14 protein-coding genes are annotated in these 16216 nt (G+C 65.2%); 11 read left to right on the top strand and 3 right to left on the bottom strand.

Annotated elements, in window-relative coordinates; genetic code table 11:
* The first annotated feature begins 140 nt into the window (after positions 1 to 140).
* Both dnaK and dnaJ read left to right on the top strand, forming a co-directional pair.
* Positions 141 to 2063, top strand: a complete 1923-nt coding sequence (dnaK, locus tag H7X45_RS01710; RefSeq protein WP_187335851.1) for a molecular chaperone DnaK — start codon at positions 141 to 143, stop codon at positions 2061 to 2063.
* Positions 2064 to 2193: 130 nt separating this feature from the next.
* Complete coding sequence (dnaJ, locus tag H7X45_RS01715; protein WP_187335852.1) at positions 2194 to 3330, top strand: molecular chaperone DnaJ; 1137 nt, start codon at positions 2194 to 2196, stop codon at positions 3328 to 3330.
* Positions 3331 to 3456: 126 nt separating this feature from the next.
* Here dnaJ and H7X45_RS01720 read toward each other — a convergent pair whose 3' ends face one another.
* Positions 3457 to 5793, bottom strand: coding sequence for a patatin-like protein (locus H7X45_RS01720; protein WP_187335853.1), 2337 nt, complete (start codon positions 5791 to 5793; stop codon positions 3457 to 3459).
* A 133-nt stretch (positions 5794 to 5926) separates the two neighbouring features.
* Between H7X45_RS01720 and H7X45_RS01725 the strand changes: the two genes are divergently transcribed.
* The 5 genes from H7X45_RS01725 to H7X45_RS01745 all read left to right on the top strand — a co-directional run bounded on the left by H7X45_RS01725 (position 5927) and on the right by H7X45_RS01745 (position 10504).
* Positions 5927 to 6325 carry a GFA family protein gene (locus H7X45_RS01725; RefSeq protein ID WP_187335854.1) on the top strand — a complete coding sequence of 133 codons (399 nt, stop codon included), beginning with the start codon at positions 5927 to 5929 and terminating at the stop codon, positions 6323 to 6325.
* Positions 6326 to 6347: 22 nt separating this feature from the next.
* A complete protein-coding gene (gene radA / locus H7X45_RS01730; RefSeq protein WP_187335855.1) occupies positions 6348 to 7709 on the top strand; it encodes a DNA repair protein RadA in 1362 nt (453 codons plus the stop codon).
* A 76-nt stretch (positions 7710 to 7785) separates the two neighbouring features.
* Positions 7786 to 8298, top strand: a complete 513-nt coding sequence (locus tag H7X45_RS01735; RefSeq protein ID WP_187335856.1) for a CvpA family protein — start codon at positions 7786 to 7788, stop codon at positions 8296 to 8298.
* Positions 8295 to 8726, top strand: a complete 432-nt coding sequence (locus H7X45_RS01740; RefSeq protein WP_187335857.1) for an iron-sulfur cluster assembly scaffold protein — start codon at positions 8295 to 8297, stop codon at positions 8724 to 8726. Before H7X45_RS01735 ends, H7X45_RS01740 begins: the two co-directional genes overlap by 4 nt.
* Positions 8723 to 10504, top strand: coding sequence for a monovalent cation:proton antiporter-2 (CPA2) family protein (locus H7X45_RS01745; RefSeq protein WP_187335858.1), 1782 nt, complete (start codon positions 8723 to 8725; stop codon positions 10502 to 10504). Before H7X45_RS01740 ends, H7X45_RS01745 begins: the two co-directional genes overlap by 4 nt.
* Before the next feature lie 9 nt (positions 10505 to 10513).
* On the opposite strand, the gene aroB is transcribed toward H7X45_RS01745, so the two are convergent.
* Together aroB and H7X45_RS01755 are read right to left on the bottom strand one after the other, a co-directional pair.
* Positions 10514 to 11620 carry a 3-dehydroquinate synthase gene (aroB, locus tag H7X45_RS01750; RefSeq protein WP_187335859.1) on the bottom strand — a complete coding sequence of 369 codons (1107 nt, stop codon included), beginning with the start codon at positions 11618 to 11620 and terminating at the stop codon, positions 10514 to 10516.
* A complete protein-coding gene (locus H7X45_RS01755) occupies positions 11617 to 12180 on the bottom strand; it encodes a shikimate kinase (RefSeq protein ID WP_187335860.1) in 564 nt (187 codons plus the stop codon). Before H7X45_RS01755 ends, aroB begins: the two co-directional genes overlap by 4 nt.
* A gap of 54 nt (positions 12181 to 12234) precedes the next feature.
* Here H7X45_RS01755 and H7X45_RS01760 point away from each other — a divergent pair, with 54 nt between their 5' ends.
* The 4 genes from H7X45_RS01760 to H7X45_RS01775 all read left to right on the top strand — a co-directional run bounded on the left by H7X45_RS01760 (position 12235) and on the right by H7X45_RS01775 (position 16172).
* A complete protein-coding gene (locus H7X45_RS01760) occupies positions 12235 to 12402 on the top strand; it encodes a hypothetical protein (protein WP_187335861.1) in 168 nt (55 codons plus the stop codon).
* Between the two features lie 3 nt (positions 12403 to 12405).
* The gene (locus H7X45_RS01765) at positions 12406 to 14253 is read left to right on the top strand and encodes a hypothetical protein (protein ID WP_187335862.1); all 1848 of its coding nucleotides are present in this window, start codon (positions 12406 to 12408) and stop codon (positions 14251 to 14253) included.
* Between the two features lie 61 nt (positions 14254 to 14314).
* The gene (locus H7X45_RS01770; RefSeq protein WP_187336932.1) at positions 14315 to 15193 is read left to right on the top strand and encodes a tyrosine-type recombinase/integrase; all 879 of its coding nucleotides are present in this window, start codon (positions 14315 to 14317) and stop codon (positions 15191 to 15193) included.
* Between the two features lie 31 nt (positions 15194 to 15224).
* Positions 15225 to 16172, top strand: a complete 948-nt coding sequence (locus H7X45_RS01775) for an acetyl-CoA carboxylase carboxyltransferase subunit alpha (protein ID WP_187335863.1) — start codon at positions 15225 to 15227, stop codon at positions 16170 to 16172.
* The last annotated feature ends 44 nt before the right edge of the window (positions 16173 to 16216 follow it).

The raw sequence follows: 16216 nt of genomic DNA on the forward strand, positions 1-16216 counted from the left end.
CGGTCCTCGCAAAACCTAATGGCGCGCCCGCCTTGTGCCAAGCGATTTGGCACCTATATCGCCCACATATTCGGATCGGTTCGATGCCGTAACGGGTCGGATCGAATGAAACCAACTGTCGAAGTTTTCGAGGGAAAGAAATGGCAAAAGTAATCGGTATTGACCTGGGCACGACGAATAGCTGCGTTGCTGTAATGGACGGCGGCAAGCCCAAGGTGATCGAGAATGCGGAAGGCGCGCGCACGACGCCGTCGATCGTGGCATTCGCCAAGGATAATGAACGTCTCGTCGGCCAGCCTGCCAAGCGCCAGGCCGTCACCAACCCGGACAAGACGCTGTTCGCGATCAAGCGCCTGATCGGCCGCCGGTTCGACGATCCGCTGACCAAGAAGGACATGGAGCTGGTCCCCTATGACATCGTCAAGGGTCCGAACGGCGATGCCTGGGTCGAAGCGGGCGGCGAAAAGTACAGCCCCAGCCAGGTGTCCGCCTTCATCCTGCAGAAGATGAAGGAAACTGCCGAGAGCTATCTGGGCGAAAAGGTGGAGCAGGCCGTCATCACCGTGCCCGCGTACTTCAACGACGCCCAGCGCCAGGCGACCAAGGACGCCGGCAAGATTGCAGGGCTGGAAGTTCTGCGCATCATCAACGAGCCGACTGCGGCCGCGCTGGCCTATGGCCTCGACAAGGAAGAGAACAAGACCATCGCGGTCTATGACCTTGGCGGCGGTACGTTCGACATTTCCATCCTGGAAGTCGGCGACGGCGTGTTCGAGGTGAAGTCGACGAACGGCGACACTTTCCTGGGCGGCGAAGACTTCGACTCCAAGGTCGTCGAATTTCTCGCGGACGAGTTCAAGAAGGCCGAAGGCATCGATCTTCGCGGCGACAAGCTGGCGCTGCAGCGCCTCAAGGAAGCCGCCGAGAAAGCCAAGATCGAGCTTTCCAGCGCGCAGACCACCGAAGTGAACCTGCCCTTCATCACCGCGGACCAGAACGGTCCGAAGCACCTCGTGAAGACGATTAGCCGTTCGGACCTCGAAAAGATGGTCGACGATCTGATCCAGCGCACGCTGGAGCCGTGCAAGAAGGCGCTGAAGGACGCCGGTGTCGACAAGGGCGGCATCGATGAAGTCGTGATGGTCGGCGGCATGACCCGCATGCCCAAGGTGCGCAAGGTGGTCGAAGATTTCTTCGGCAAGGAACCGCACACCGGCGTGAATCCGGACGAAGTCGTTGCCATGGGCGCGGCGATCCAGGCCGGCGTGCTGCAGGGGGATGTGAAGGACGTGCTCCTGCTCGACGTTACCCCGCTGTCGCTGGGCATCGAAACGCTGGGCGGCGTGTTCACCCGCATGATCGATCGCAACACCACGATCCCGACCAAGAAGAGCCAGGTCTATTCTACCGCCGATGACAATCAGAACGCGGTGACGATCCGGGTCTTCCAGGGTGAGCGTGAGATGGCGGCCGACAACAAGATGCTCGGCCAGTTCGATCTCGTCGGCATTCCGCCGGCACCGCGCGGCGTTCCGCAGATCGAGGTGACGTTCGATATCGACGCCAACGGCATCGTGAACGTGTCCGCCAAGGACAAGGGCACGGGCAAGGAACAGCAGATCAAGATCCAGGCATCGGGCGGTCTGTCCGACGCGGATATCGATCAGATGGTTCAGGACGCCGAGAAGTTCGCCGAAGAGGACAAGAAGCGCCGTGAAGGTGCCGAGGCGAAGAACAACGCCGAAAGCCTTGTCCACACCACCGAGAAGCAGCTCGAGGAAAATGGCGACAAGGTCGACGCTTCGCTGAAGAGCGAAATCGAAGGCCTGATTGCCGAGACCAAGACAGCGATCGAAGGCGGCGATCCGGATGCCATGAAGACCAAGTCCGAAGCGCTGGCGCAGGCCGCGATGAAGATGGGTCAGGCGATCTACGAGAAGCAGCAGGCCGAAGGCGGCGACGCGGCATCCGATGCCGGCGCGGCAACCGGTGAAGCAGCCGGCGGCGACGAAGATGTCGTCGACGCAGAATTCTCCGAGGTCGACGAAGACACGAAGGGCTGATCAGCAGCCCGATGACCAAGCACCGTAGTCCTGAGCTTGTCGAAGGACGCGTCTCGATCGAGAGACGCCCTTCGACAGGCTCAGGGCTTCGGCTATTTACGTTTACCGAATTTGAGGCTGGGGCCATTTCATGACCACCACCGTCGATTATTATGAGCGGCTCGGCGTCTCGAAGACTGCCGACGGCGCGACAATCAAGTCTGCCTATCGCAAGCTTGCCATGCAGCATCACCCCGATCGCAATCCGGGCGATGCGGAAGCAGAGGCGCGGTTCAAGGCGTGCAGCGAGGCCTATGAATGCCTGAAGGATCCGCAGAAGCGCGCGGCCTATGACCGCTATGGGCATGAGGCCTATACCAATGCCGCGCAGGGCGGCGGCGGACATGCCGGTGCGGGCGCGCAAGGGTTCGGCGATTTCGCCGATATTTTCGAAAGCATGTTCGGAGATGCCTTTGGTGGCGGCGGTGCGCGCGGACGGCGCGGGCCGGCGCGCGGCGCGGACCTTCGCTACGATATCGAGATCAGCCTGGAAGAAGCCTATCATGGCCACGAAACCCAGGTTCAGATCGAAGTTTCCGAACATTGCGAGGATTGCTCCGGCACGGGCGCAGCGCCCGGCACGGAAATGCGCGGCTGCAATCTGTGCAACGGGCACGGCAAGGTGCGCGCGCAGCAGGGCTTCTTCGTGGTCGAGCGGACCTGTCCCAATTGCCAGGGCCGCGGGCAGGTGATCGAAACGCCTTGCCGCAGTTGCCGAGGGGAAGGGCGCGTGGACGTTGCCAAAACGCTCGACGTGTCGATCCCGCCCGGCGTCGACAACGGCACGCGGATCCGCCTGTCTGGCAAGGGCGAGGCGGGGCCGAACGGCGCGGCGCATGGCGATCTTTATATCTTCGTCCATGTGCGCCAGCATGCGATCTTCCAGCGTGAGGGCACCACGCTATTCGCACGGGTGCCGGTCAGCTTTACGACCGCCGCGCTCGGCGGTTCGATCGATCTGCCCGGCCTCGATGGCGAACAACATTCGATCCGCATTCCCGACGGCATCCAGTCCGGCAAGCAGCTGCGCAAGCGCGGCGCGGGCATGCCGGTGCTGCAGGGCCGCGGGCACGGCGATCTGGTGGTAGAAATCGCGGTGGAAACGCCCACCAAGCTCTCCTCGCGCCAGAAGGAAATCCTGCGCGAATTTCGCGAGACCGAAACCGGCGAGGAATGCCCGGAATCGCAGGGCTTTTTCGGCAAACTTCGCACTATGTTCGCAGAGTGAAGGGCCTCTCCCCTTGGGAGAGGCTACGAGACTTGGCTGCGCAGCAGCCTAGTCGCAGTCGGTGAGGGCGATCTGCAGCTTGCCCTCACCTAGCTTCGCTACCTCTCCCGGTGGGAGAGGAAGCGATCAATCGATCCGCTCCAACTCCTCGCGCAGCGATGCGATCAACGGCTTGACGCTCGTCAGCCGCGCCTCCTCCTCGTCCAGCACAGCGGCGAAGGCCCGCTTTTTAAAGCCGCGAATTTCGTCGAAGCTCGGACGGTCGCCGACCGCGATCGAGCTCAGCACGATATCGATCATCCGTTCGGCGCTGTCCAGGCGACCCCATAGATAATCGTTCTCGCGGTAGGCGCGGCTGAAGAACGCACCGAACAGGTTGAACTCGATACCCTTCAGCTTGGCGCGGGTGCCGCCCTGGCGCAGTGTGGAGGAATCGTCTGGCGCGATGCGATCCACCTTGATCGGATCGAACTCACCGAGGCCTTCGCCTTCCAGCAGCGGCAAGGTGGCGATATCGAGCAGCGGAAAGCCCAGATAGGCGAGGAGCATGCTGCGCTGGGCTTCGGCCGGCAGCTTCTCCAGCCCGCGGATGAACAGCGTTTCGGCCTCTTCGTCCACCGCAGGAAGATCGCGCCGCCGCGCCAATTCGTCGAGCAGCGCGGCGGGGTCCTGCGCGGCGGCTTCCGCCACCTCCGCGAAATCGTCGCCCAGAAAATCGCTCGTTTCGCGGTCGAGATAGAGGGCGAGCCCGTCGAAAATGGCTTCTTCCATGGCGTCCAGCGCATCGCGTCCGGCAAGCGCAGGCATCTCTACCTCTTCGCTGAAGTGGCGCGCCAGATACCTTGCTCGCCGGATGCGGAAACGCAGATCGTGCGACCGGAAAAACGCGATCGCTTCCGGATTGGCATTCATTTTCTTGGCATCGGACATATGACCGAGCCCGCGCTGGTCGAGTTCGCGGTGCAAAGCGCGGCGCACGTCGGAGAAGAAGCTGACATCCGCATCCGGACAAGTGCGGCGCAGCGTTGCGACGATATCGTCGACGATGCCGTTCAATTTCAGATAGCCATAAGCGGCATAGCTATACCCGGCGGAATTGGCCGCCCGCTCCAGCGCCCTGTCGCGCCAGCTGGCGAGGCGTCGCGGAGTCGGGCGCGACAGGAAGAAGGTGCGTCCGAACATGGTTTCGACCGATCGTTCGATATCGGTGCGCAGGCTGCGCGCTATGGTGCGCATCCGCTCGATCCTGTCCGATCGGCGCTCGATCGCCTCCAAACTGTCGCGGATCGGCTGTTCGCGTGGAATGCTGGAGCTGGCACCCAGGATGGTGGTGAACCAGCCCGGCACGCCGCTGCGCGCGGCCTCCTTCGCCTCGTCGCGGACCTCGCCGGTCAGATATACATCGGGGATGGGGTCGATATAGACGAAGCGCCGGTCCACCTCGCGCCGGGCCGGACGGTTCCTCAGCGCGCTGGCCGCCTGCGCGAACGGGGCATTGGCGAGCACCGAACCGTCGACCAGCGGCGTATCCTCCGCCCGGCCCGCGGCGAACTGCTTGGGCAGGATGCGTTCCAGAAACGTGTCGCGCCCCTTCCACTCCATCTTCCGCTGCGCCAGCACGGTATCGATCTCGCGCGTCGTGAAGGCCGGGAAGGCACCGGGAAAGCTGGCGGTGGCGCGCGCGGCGAAGACCAGCTCGGCGGCGGGCCCCAAGCTCATGTCGCGGCCCTTGCGGCTATCGAACGAGATGGTGAGCCGGTGTTCGGTCTCGGTCACTTCATCCGGGCTGTTGATCTTCAGATTTTCGCGATGGCCGTAGAAATCGGTGACGGTAACGAACAGGTCGAGCGGCTGGCTCGCGGGCAGCAGGCGTGGGCCGGTGCTCGTCGCGCTCATCGCTGCATGGGCATCGAACAGAAGATGCGTGAACTCATGCCCGCCGAAGGGCGGCGCGAACCAGCGCGCGCGCACGAAGCGGGAGAGTTTGGCGGAAATCTCCGCGCGCGCCTCGGCCGAAACGGTCTTCTCGATCGCCGCGGCCTTCTTGCGCAACAAGCCCCAGGCCACCGGTTCGGCCCAGATCTTCGAGAAGCGGTTGACGGGCCGTGCGTCCTGCGAGAGCAGCCGGTCAACATCGGCCACCTCCAGCCACATATCGGTGAGCGGATCGAGCGAGCGGCCGGTGACGATCGCCTCTGCCAGAAAAATGCCGTTGATCCCGCCCGCGCTGGCCCCGGCGATGATGTCCGTCAGGATGCGCAGGCGCAGCCCCGCCTTTTCCTCGATCGCCAGCAGAAGATCGCGATAGACCCGCTCAACCCCTTCGGCCTCGTGCACCCCGTCGGTATGCGACCGGCTGGCGCGCAGGAGGCGCCAGACCTCCTTCAGACTGCCGTGCATGTAAATCGCCAGGCTGACCCCGCCGTAGCAGATGAGCGCCAGACGCAGTTCCTTCTCCCGCATGGACAAAGGATTAGGGAAAGCGGGGGAAGGGGGCAAGCGGGGAGAAGGTGAGGAAGGCTCAACCTCGTTATTGGATTGACACGGTGTCTCGGTCCGTCCATCGTTCTGCATATGTTCCAATGGGGGCGGTGGAATGATCGAAGGCAGTTGTTGTTGCGGTGCTGTGAGGTTCACGCTGGCTGGTGAGCCGTCGATGATGGGAACATGCCATTGCTCCCGGTGCCGTAAGTCGGGAGCATCGACATTCGTCTTTGTCAAACGGGCGGATTTTTCGCTGAGCGCGGGGCGCGACGCGATCTCGCTCTATGAGCCGGAGACAGGCTACCGATATCGCCGATGCTTTTGCGGGAAATGCGGAACGGCGCTGGGCGAAATTCTGTCCGAGGCGGAGAGCTTTCCGGTTAATGCGCAGACGTTCGACGACGATCCGCGGGTTCGAAATCGTTTCCATGAGTTCGTGGCCGACAAGCCGGATTGGTATGAGATTTGCGATGATGCCAAGCGGTTCGATGGCCATCCTGTGCAAAGCTGATTGGACCGTTTAGGCAGCCGCCATGGCCAAACCCAAGAAACGATATGTCTGCCAGGCCTGCGGCTCGGTTCAGCCGCGCTGGCAGGGGCAGTGCCCCGATTGCAAGGAATGGAACAGCCTCGTCGAGGAAGCGGGCGAGACGGTGTTCGCGCAAAAGCACGATCTGCAGCGCGGCGGGCGGCGGGTGGACCTGTCTCCGCTCGATAGCGATGTACCGCTGCCCGCGCGTGTCAGCACGGGGATCGCGGAATTCGATCTGGCGCTTGGCGGCGGGATCGTGGCCGGATCCGCGGTGCTTTTGGGCGGAGACCCCGGCATCGGCAAATCGACGCTGCTGCTGCAGGCGGCGGCGCGGCTCGCTTATTCCGGCCTTTCGGTCGCCTATATTTCCGGCGAGGAAGCGGCGGATCAGGTGCGCCTGCGCGCGCGGCGGCTGGGGCTTGGCAAGGCGCCGGTGCAGCTCGCCTCGGCCACCTCGGTGCGCGATATTCTGACGACGCTGGGCGAGGGCGAACCGCCCGCGCTGCTCATCATCGATTCGATCCAGACCATGCATTCGGATCTGATCGAAGGCGCGCCGGGCACGGTCAGTCAGGTTCGGGCCAGCGCGCAGGAGCTGATCCGCTTCGCCAAGACGCGCGGCACCGCGCTGTTCCTGGTCGGTCATGTCACCAAGGACGGCAATATCGCCGGCCCCCGCGTGCTCGAACATATGGTCGATTGCGTGCTGAGCTTCGAAGGGGAGCGCAGCCACCAGTACCGCATCCTGCGCGCCATCAAGAACCGCTTCGGCGGCACGGACGAGATCGGCGTTTTCGCGATGGAGGAAGAGGGCTTGAGCGAGGTCGCGAACCCCAGCGCGCTGTTTCTGACGGACCGCAGCGAGGCGCTGACCGGCGCCACCGTATTTCCGGCGCTGGAAGGCACACGGCCCGTGCTTGTCGAAATTCAGGCGCTCACCGTCCGCCTGTCGAGCGGCGCGACCCCGCGCCGGTCCGTGGTGGGATGGGACAGCGGGCGGCTCGCAATGATCCTGGCTGTGCTGGAAGCGCGCTGCGGCCTCAGCTTTTCCACCGCTGAGGTCTATCTTAATATCGCGGGCGGATACCGTATTTCCGATCCGGCAGCGGACCTTGCAGTGGCCGCGGCGCTAGTGTCCGCGCTGTCCGAGAGGCCATTGCCGGGTGGTGCGGTGCTGTTCGGCGAAGTCTCGCTTTCGGGTGAACTGCGCCCCGTCGCGCATGGGGCGCTGCGCCTGCGCGAGGCGGCAAAACTGGGTTTCGATGAGGCCATGGTGCCCGCTTCGCTCAAGGATAAGGGGCAGGGGCTGAAGCTTTCGGGCTTTGCAACCTTGGGCAAGCTGGTGGCGCATATGCTCGGCTAGGGAATCTGGCGCGCCGCGGCCTTTTCAGGGTTTGCGGCGCTTCCCCCGCTCCGTAAAATCGCCTAATCGGCACGCCATGACCGCTTTCGACATCATTGTGCTTGTGCTGCTCGGCGGCGGAGCCGTGCTGGGGTTCTTGCGGGGCTTCGTGCAGGAGGTGATCTCACTGATCGCCTGGGTCGCGATTATCTTCGCGGTGCGGTTCCTGCATGCACCGCTCACCGGTTATCTGATCGAACCGATCGGCACGGAGGCGGGCGCGGCGACGCTGGCGTTCGTAGTGCTCGTGATTGTCGTTTATGCGGGCGGCAAAGGGATTGCGCGCGCCATGGGCAAGCGTATGCGCAAATCGACGCTCGGCCCGGTCGACCGGGTGCTCGGCTTCGGTTTCGGCGCGGTGAAGGGTCTGATCCTGGCGGCCTTGATGTTCCTGCTCCTCATTTTCCTCTTCGAGACGTTCATGGGCGTCGGCGCCACGCGGCCCGATTGGCTCACCCGTTCGCGCACCTATCCGCTGATGAACGCCACCGGCGCAGCGCTGAGCGAATATGTGCCGCGGCCCACCCGCGACAGCGAGGTCCCGGAATGAGCGCGAGCGCTCTCTACAATCGCGATATCCTGCGCCTCGCCGCATCGCTGGAAGAGGGCGCGGCTCTGCCGCCGCCCGCCAGCCATGCGGAGCGTCGCTCGCCAACCTGCGGCAGCCGCGTGACGCTCTGGGTGAAGCGTGACGGGCAGGGACGCATCGAGCAGCTGAGCGCGGACATTGCCTCCTGCGCTTTGGGTCAAGCTTCGGCGGCGATGCTGCTGCGCGACGCGGCGGGCATGGACCGCGCCGCCGTCTCCGCCGCGCGCGATGCCTGGGCGGATCATCTGGCCGGCACGGGCGATGTTCCTGCGTTCGCCGATGCAGCGCTGCTGACGCCGGCGCGCGACTATCCCGCGCGGCACCCCGCCATCCTGCTTCCCTGGGACGCGCTGCTGGCGGCCCTCGATCAATCGGAAACCGCCGCATGAACGAACATCATATGGCCGGTGATGCCATGTTGAGCGGTGTCTTCCTGCTCGGCGCGGCGCTGGTCTTCGTCCTGCTTTTCCGCCGCCTCGGCCTTGGCGCCGTGCTCGGTTATCTGGTCGGCGGCATATTGATTGGGCCGCAGGTGCTCGGCCTCGTCGGCGATGCGAATACGATCCTGGGCTTTGCCGAAATCGGCATTATCCTCCTGCTATTCCTCGTCGGCCTTGAACTGTCGCCCAGCCGCCTCTGGCGCATGCGGCGGGATATCTTCGCACTGGGAGCGGCGCAGGTGGTGCTGTGCGGCCTTGCCCTGTTCGCGTTGATTCTGGCGCTCATGGGCTTCACCTGGCAGGCGGCGCTGGTGATCGGCCTGCCGCTCGGTCTCAGTTCCACCGCGCAGGTTTTGCCACTTTTGCAATCGCAAGGCCGCCTGAAGACAGAGTTCGGCCAGAAGAGCTTTTCCATCCTGCTGTTTCAGGATCTGTCGATCGTGCCCTTGCTCACGATCGTCGCCGCGCTGTCGCGCGCGCCGGTGGAAGCGGGAACGCCGCAGGGCTTCCAGTTGGTGCTGAATGCGGCGATCGGCATTGCGGTGCTGATTGCGGCGGGCAAATATGTGCTCAATCCGCTGCTGGCTTTGGTCGGGCGCGTATCGGAGCGCGAGTTGTTCGTGATCGTGGGATTGTTCGCGGTCTGCGCCAGCGCGGCTCTAATGGAATATCTGGGCCTGTCGCCCGCGCTCGGCGCGTTCATCGCGGGCGTGATGCTGGCCGAATCGCCTTACCGGCATGAGCTGGAGGCGGATGTCGATCCGTTCCGTTCCATCCTGCTCGGCCTGTTCTTCCTGGCCGTCGGTATGATGCTGGACTTGGGCGTCGTGGCCGCCAATCCGCTGCTGATCATCGGCCTCGCCGCCGCGCTCGTCGCGGTCAAGGCTGTCGTGATCTACACCCTCGCACGGCTGTTCGGGCTAGACAATTCGCCCGCCGTGATCATGGCGCTGCTGCTGAGCCAGGGCGGCGAATTCGGCTTCGTGCTGTTCAGCGCGGCGGAAGGGGCGCTGCTGATCGATCCAGCGGCATCCAGCCTGTTCGGCGCTGTCGTAACGCTGTCGATGGCGACGACGCCCTTTCTGATGCTGATCGCCGGTCGTCTCGCGCGGCGCCGGACCGAGAGCGAGGCGGAACTCGACGATCCCGAAGCCTCGCCCGTCACCTCGGTCATCGTCGTAGGCCATGGCCGCTTCGGGCAGACCACGTCGCAAATCATCCAGGCTTCGGGCCGGGAGGTGACGCTGATCGATATCAAGCCGGACGTCATCAACCTGTCGAACGAGTTCGGGCGTAAGGTGTTCTATGGAGACGGCACGCGCGTCGATCTGTTGCGGCGTGCGGGCGCGGCGGAAGCCAGCGCGATCCTGTTCTGCATGGACGACCGGGGGTTGGATGCCGATGCGCTGGTCCCGATTCAGGAGACCTTTCCGAAGACCAAGCTCTTCGTGCGCGCTTATGATCGGCGTCAATCATTGGCGCTGCAGCCCGCGAAGGGCGTCAAAATCCGGCGCGAAGTGCTCGAGTCGGCAATTTGCTTGGCCCGCGATACATTGGAGGCGCTGGACTGCGACGAAGCGAAGATCGAGCGCGTGGTCGACGAATATCGCCGCCGCGATCTGGAGCGGATGCGGCTGCAGCGCGAAGCCGGCGACCTGCATGCCGGATCGAGCATGAGCTTCGGCGGCGAAGACTCAGAGGATTTCGACCCGCTCGCCACCGAGTGAGCGGGGTTTTTAGAAGGCGCGCTCTTCGTCCAGAAACGCGGTGACGTCCGTCAGCTCGACGTCTTTTGCAAGCCAGGTCTTGCCGATTCCGCGCGCCAGCAGGAATGGCAGGGTGCCGCCGGCCATCTTCTTGTCGTGGCGCATGTGATCGACCAGCCGTGTACCGTCGCAGTGGACGCCCGCCTGGGCCAGCGTGACGGGAAGGCCGCTGGCCGAAAGCAGGGCGGCGGCGCGCTCGGCGTCCTCGGGGGGACATTTCTCCCGGCGAACCGAATAGCGAAAGGCGAGCGCCATGCCGCAGGCTACACCTTCGCCGTGAAACAGGCGGTCGGAGAAGCCGGTTTCGGCCTCCAGGGCATGGCCGAAGGTGTGGCCGAGATTGAGGAGTGCGCGCGTGCCCGTCATCTCGCGCTCGTCCGCGGCGACGATGCGCGCCTTGGACCGCACCGAACGCTCGATCGCCTCGGACCGCACCGCAAGGTCGCCGGCGAAGAAATCCGCCCGGTTCGCCTCGCACCAGGCAAAGAACTCGGGATCGTCGATCAGGCCATATTTCACCACCTCGGCCCAGCCCGCCGCAAGCTGGCGCTGCGGGAGGGTGGCGAGAAGTTCCGGATCGATCAGGACGAAGCCGGGCTGATGGAAGGCGCCGACGAGGTTCTTGCCTGCGCCGGTGTTGATCGCGGTTTTGCCGCCCACGCTGCTGTCCACCTGCGCAAGAAGCGTTGTCGGGATCTGCACAAAGCCGCAGCCGCGCTTGGCGATCGCGGCCGCAAAGCCGGTGAGATCACCCACGACCCCGCCGCCGAGCGCCAAGATATGATCGCCGCGCTCTACCCCCCGATCCAGTAGCCAGTCGGTCAGCTGCTCGAGCCAGTTCCAGCTCTTCGCTTGCTCGCCCTGCGGCACGATAAAGGCTTCCAGAACGATACCGGCATCGGAAAGCTGCTCCCGCAACGGCTCCAGCCAATGTGCGGCCACGCCCTCATCGGTGACGCCGAGCAGCCGGCCCGCGCGCGCAAATCCTCGCAAATGCTCCGCAATCTGCCCGAACGCACCCGGCGCGACCAGGATGTCATAAGGGGCACCGGCAAGATCGACGGGGACGCGGGTCATGAGGGAAGGGCTTTCAGGATGGCGTTGACCGTGCGCTCATGCGGGCCGTTGTCGCTGGCGATGCGCAGCGAAGCGCGGGCATAATGGGCACGGCGTTCGGCCATCAGTTCGGTCAGCACGGATTCGGGGTCGCGGTCTTTCAATAGGGGCCGGGTGTCGCGCCGCGCGACTCGTTCCACCAGCGTGGCGATGGGCGCATCGAGCCAGATGGAGATCGCCTGATTCAGGATCAGATCGCGCGTTTCTTCCTGGCAAAAAGCCCCGCCGCCGGTGGCGATGACGATTCGCTCCCGCTCGATCAGGCGCGCGATCACGCGCCGCTCGCCGTCCCGAAAATAGGGTTCGCCGAATTGAGCGAAGATTTCGGAGACGCTCATATTGGCCGCTTCCTCGATCTCCTCGTCGGCATCGGCGAAGGCATAGCCGATTCGGTTGGCGAGCCGCCGGCCGATGGTGGACTTGCCCACACCCATCATGCCGACCAGCACGATCGGGCGGCGATCCGTGGCCAGCGATCCACGGGCAAGGCCGGAGGGGAGAGAGGCGTTCTTCGAAAGCATTGCGGTTCCGGCTATAGATCGGCTAGGCGCACGGCAAAGCTTTTTGGGATCATTATGCAATATCGAAGCAGACGCGAACGCGCCGCCGGCCGCGCAAAACTCCTCGCAATCCTTGCGGTGCTGGTCGTGATCGGGATCCTGGTCTGGTTCTGGTCGATGGGCGGCGAGCAGCCGGTTACCACGATCACCGAACCGGTGACGCCCGCGCAGCCCGCCGGCTGATCCATGCGGAAAGCGGCGCTCTGGACGGCCCTGGTCACGGCGACCGGCATGGGCGCGATCGCGCTTTCGACGGTGCCTGCCGTCGGACAGCAACAGGGGCCGGAATCGCTGCTTCCGCCGGGCTTCGGATCACCTCCACCGCCGCCCGCGCCGACACCGGCAACACCCGCACCACCGGCCCCCAGCCGCCCGGCGCAGTCCGGCACACCGCTGCCGCCGCCACCTCCGGCTCCGCCGCCGCCATCCGCTCAACCTCTCGAGCCCGCGGCGCCCGCTCCCAGCCAGCCCGCACCTTCCGAAGATGAGGAAGTGGAGGACGCCGAAGAGCTGGTCATCAAGTTCGACGTTCCCCCGGCAGAGCGCCGCTCGCTCGGCCAGATCGGTTTCCTGACCGAGGCGGAAGGTGGCCTCGCCGCGAACGCCTTCGGCAATACCGGCGGTGTGTTCCTTGATGGGCTGGTGCGCCGCACGCGCGGACCGCTGCTGTCGCGCTGGGGCACGATCATGGCGCGCCGCGCGCTGATCAGCCGCACCGATACGCCGCGCAATGTAAACGGCGCGGACTGGGTGGCCTCACGCGCATGGCTGCTCCTGCGCATGGGCGAAACCGTGGGCGCCCGCACGCTGATCGAGCAGGTCGACAATGCCGATTATACCGATCGGCTCTATCAGGTGGCGATGCCGGTGTTCATGGCATCGGCCGATCCGGCGGGGCTCTGCCCGATCGCCGATTCGGCTGCGCAGGCGCTGAAGAGCAAGGAATGGCGCACGGCGCGCGCGATCTGCGCCGGGCTGGCGGGCGATCAGGGCCGCGCCAGCGCACTGCTGACGGAGGTTCGTCGTCGCGGCTGGGCGAGCGGTATCGACTATCTGCTGGCAACCAAGATTATCGGCGCGGGCTTCAACGGCCGCCGGGCGGTGACCATCCAGTGGGATGAGGTGCAGGGCCTCAATGCCTGGCGCTACGGCCTGGCCGTCGCCACGGGCGTGGAGCCGCCATCGACGATGTACAATGGCTATGGCCGCCAGGTGGCCGGTTGGCGTGTGCTTTCCGCCGCGCTGCCGTTGGCCTCGCGCATCCAGGCGTCCGATCACGCCGCCGCGCTCGGCACGCTCAGCAATGCCGCGATGGTCGATCTGTATTCGCAGGCCCTTGGCGATGATGAAGTGGGCGACGATGTGGCCGCGCGCGTTTCCCGTCTTGAGAGCGCCTATGCCGGGCGCACCGAGAAGACGCGGATGGACGCGCTGCGCGATATCTGGGGCCGGGGCGAAGGCGATGTCGGCTATTCGATGCTGGTGCTCACCGCCCGCGCTTCCGCGCTGATCCGGCCCACCGACGAATTGTCCGCGGATGCCGATCGGCTGATCGCCGCGATGATGACCGCCGGGCTGGATACGCAGGCGGTACGCTGGAGCGGGCAGGTGGGCGAGGGCAGCCTTGGCTGGGCGCTGCTTGCCGTCGGCGCGCCGCAATCGCCATTCGGCGTCGATGCCGGGGCGATCGAAAGCTTCGGTGGCAATTATAGCGAGAATGACGGCGCGAAGGCGAAGCTTCTGGCCGCCGGTCTGGCGGGGCTCGGGCGTCTTTCGCAGGCCGAACAGAATGACGTGGCCCAGCGGCTCGATATTCAGCTGAACGCCGCGAACAATTGGAGCCGCGCAATCGATGCGGCTGCGGTGCGGGGTGAGCCCGGCACGGTGGCGCTACTCGCCGCGGCGGGCCTGCAGGGTCCGGGTTGGAGCGTGATGCCCGCCTTCCAGCTTTATCATATCGTCGCGGCGCTGCGGCAGGTGGGGATGGAGGCCGAGGCGCGCATGATCGCCGCCGAAGCCGTAACCCGTGCCTGAGGCGTCGGACCGGCCGAGCAGCACAGGCGCAGACCGCCGATCGATCGACGCATTCCTTTCCATGCTGGCGGCGGAACGCGGACTCTCGCGCAACAGCATCGCCGCTTATGAAAGCGATCTCAGGCAGACGTCCGAACTGCTCGGCGGCGCGCTCGCTTTGGCCGACGAGGATGCGCTCGGCACGCTGGCCGGCGAATGGCGGGATCTTGCCGCCTCCACGGTGGCGCGCAAATGTGCGGCGCTGCGCCATTATTACGGTTTCCTTCTGGACGAGGGCCTGCGCGCCGACGACCCATCTAGCGCGCTGCCCCGGCCCGCCTTGCAGCGCCCGCTGCCGAAGCTGCTGAGCCTTGAGGAGATCGACCGGTTGTTCGCGCTTGCCGAAGAACGGGCGGAGGCACCGGGTGCGCCCGCCGCTGCGCTGCGTGATCTGGCGCTCCTGGAACTGCTCTACGGGTCGGGCCTGCGCGCCACGGAACTGGTATCGCTGCCGCGCCGGGCGGTGGTGAGCGATCAGCCCTTCCTGATCCTGAAGGGCAAGGGCGGTAAGGAGCGGCTGGTTCCGCTGTCGGACCGTGCACGGCTGGTGACGGCGCGCTGGCGGGAGTGCGTGGAGGAGGGGCAGCCCTGGCTCTTCCCGTCCTCTGCCGGGCATATCAGCCGCATCCGCCTGTTCCAGATCGTGCGTGCGCTGGCGGGCAAGGCAGGAATAGACCCTACGCGCGTAAGCCCCCATGTTCTGCGCCACGCCTTTGCAACCCACCTGCTGGCAGGCGGGGCGGACCTCCGGGCGTTGCAGACCATGCTCGGCCATGCCGACATCTCGACCACGCAGATTTACACCCATGTTGAAGCCAGCCGCCTCGTTGCGCTGGTGAATGAGCGTCATCCGCTTGCGCAGATGAGCCGGACGGGCCCTCAAGCGTCCTCGCCAGATTGACCATCCGCGCGCCAGCGACTAACCGCCAGCCATGACGAGCTATCTGGAATTCGAGAAACCGATCGCAGAACTGGAGACGCGGATCGCCGCGCTCCGCGACAGCGCGACCGACGGCGAGATCGACATCGACGCCGAAGTCGGCCGGCTTCAGGAGAAAGTCGATCGGCAATTGCGCAATGTTTACGGCAAGCTGACGCCTTGGCAGAAAACGATGGTCGCGCGCCATCCCGAGCGTCCGCATTTCAAGCACTATGTCGCCGGGCTCTTCGACGAGTTCGTGCCGCTGTCGGGCGACCGCGCTTTTGCCGACGATCAGGCGATCCAGGGCGGCTTCGCGCGCAAGGGAGACCGCCGCGTCGTCGTGATCGGCCACGAAAAGGGCGACGACACGCAGTCCCGCCTCAAGCACAATTTCGGCATGGGCAAGCCGGAGGGGTATCGCAAGGCGATCCGCCTGATGGACCTGGCCGACCGTTTCGGCCTGCCGGTCGTCACCCTGATCGACACCGCGGGCGCGTTTCCCGGCATTCAGGCCGAGGAGCGCGGCCAGGCTGAGGCGATCGCCCGTTCCACCGAGCGATGCCTGCGCCTTGGCGTGCCGATGGTCGCCGCGGTGATGGGTGAGGGCGGCTCGGGCGGCGCGGTGGCGCTGGCCGCCGCGGACCGCGTCCTCATGATGGAGCATGCGGTCTATTCGGTGATCTCGCCCGAAGGCTGCGCTTCCATCTTGTGGCGCACCGGCGACAAGGCGGACGAGGCCGCTGCGGCGATGCGCATCACGGCGGGCGATCTCAAGGAACTCGGCGTGGTCGACGAGGTGATCAAGGAGCCGCTGGGCGGCGCCCACCGCGACCATGAGGCAGCGATCGCGACGATCGGCAGTTCGATCTTCGGCGCGCTCGACATGCTGGACGGCACCAAGCCGTTCGACTTGCGTGAGCGCCGTCAGGAGAAATATCTGCGCATGGGAATGGTCTGACAGCAGGCCGTTTCGGCTAGGGAACGTTTTCCGCCGCCGCGCCG

This window comes from Novosphingopyxis iocasae, from assembly GCF_014334095.1.
GTDB lineage: Bacteria > Pseudomonadota > Alphaproteobacteria > Sphingomonadales > Sphingomonadaceae > Novosphingopyxis > Novosphingopyxis iocasae.

Coding starts and splice junctions, on each gene's coding strand:
- dnaK (WP_187335851.1), top strand. CDS start 141: ATGGCAAAAGTAATCGGTATTGACCTGGGCACGACGAATAGCTGCGTT.
- H7X45_RS01765 (WP_187335862.1), top strand. CDS start 12,406: ATGCGGAAAGCGGCGCTCTGGACGGCCCTGGTCACGGCGACCGGCATG.
- aroB (WP_187335859.1), bottom strand. CDS start 11,620: ATGACCCGCGTCCCCGTCGATCTTGCCGGTGCCCCTTATGACATCCTG.
- dnaJ (WP_187335852.1), top strand. CDS start 2,194: ATGACCACCACCGTCGATTATTATGAGCGGCTCGGCGTCTCGAAGACT.
- H7X45_RS01735 (WP_187335856.1), top strand. CDS start 7,786: ATGACCGCTTTCGACATCATTGTGCTTGTGCTGCTCGGCGGCGGAGCC.
- H7X45_RS01760 (WP_187335861.1), top strand. CDS start 12,235: ATGCAATATCGAAGCAGACGCGAACGCGCCGCCGGCCGCGCAAAACTC.
- H7X45_RS01755 (WP_187335860.1), bottom strand. CDS start 12,180: ATGCTTTCGAAGAACGCCTCTCTCCCCTCCGGCCTTGCCCGTGGATCG.
- H7X45_RS01770 (WP_187336932.1), top strand. CDS start 14,315: ATGCTGGCGGCGGAACGCGGACTCTCGCGCAACAGCATCGCCGCTTAT.
- radA (WP_187335855.1), top strand. CDS start 6,348: ATGGCCAAACCCAAGAAACGATATGTCTGCCAGGCCTGCGGCTCGGTT.
- H7X45_RS01740 (WP_187335857.1), top strand. CDS start 8,295: ATGAGCGCGAGCGCTCTCTACAATCGCGATATCCTGCGCCTCGCCGCA.
- H7X45_RS01720 (WP_187335853.1), bottom strand. CDS start 5,793: ATGCGGGAGAAGGAACTGCGTCTGGCGCTCATCTGCTACGGCGGGGTC.
- H7X45_RS01775 (WP_187335863.1), top strand. CDS start 15,225: ATGACGAGCTATCTGGAATTCGAGAAACCGATCGCAGAACTGGAGACG.
- H7X45_RS01725 (WP_187335854.1), top strand. CDS start 5,927: ATGATCGAAGGCAGTTGTTGTTGCGGTGCTGTGAGGTTCACGCTGGCT.
- H7X45_RS01745 (WP_187335858.1), top strand. CDS start 8,723: ATGAACGAACATCATATGGCCGGTGATGCCATGTTGAGCGGTGTCTTC.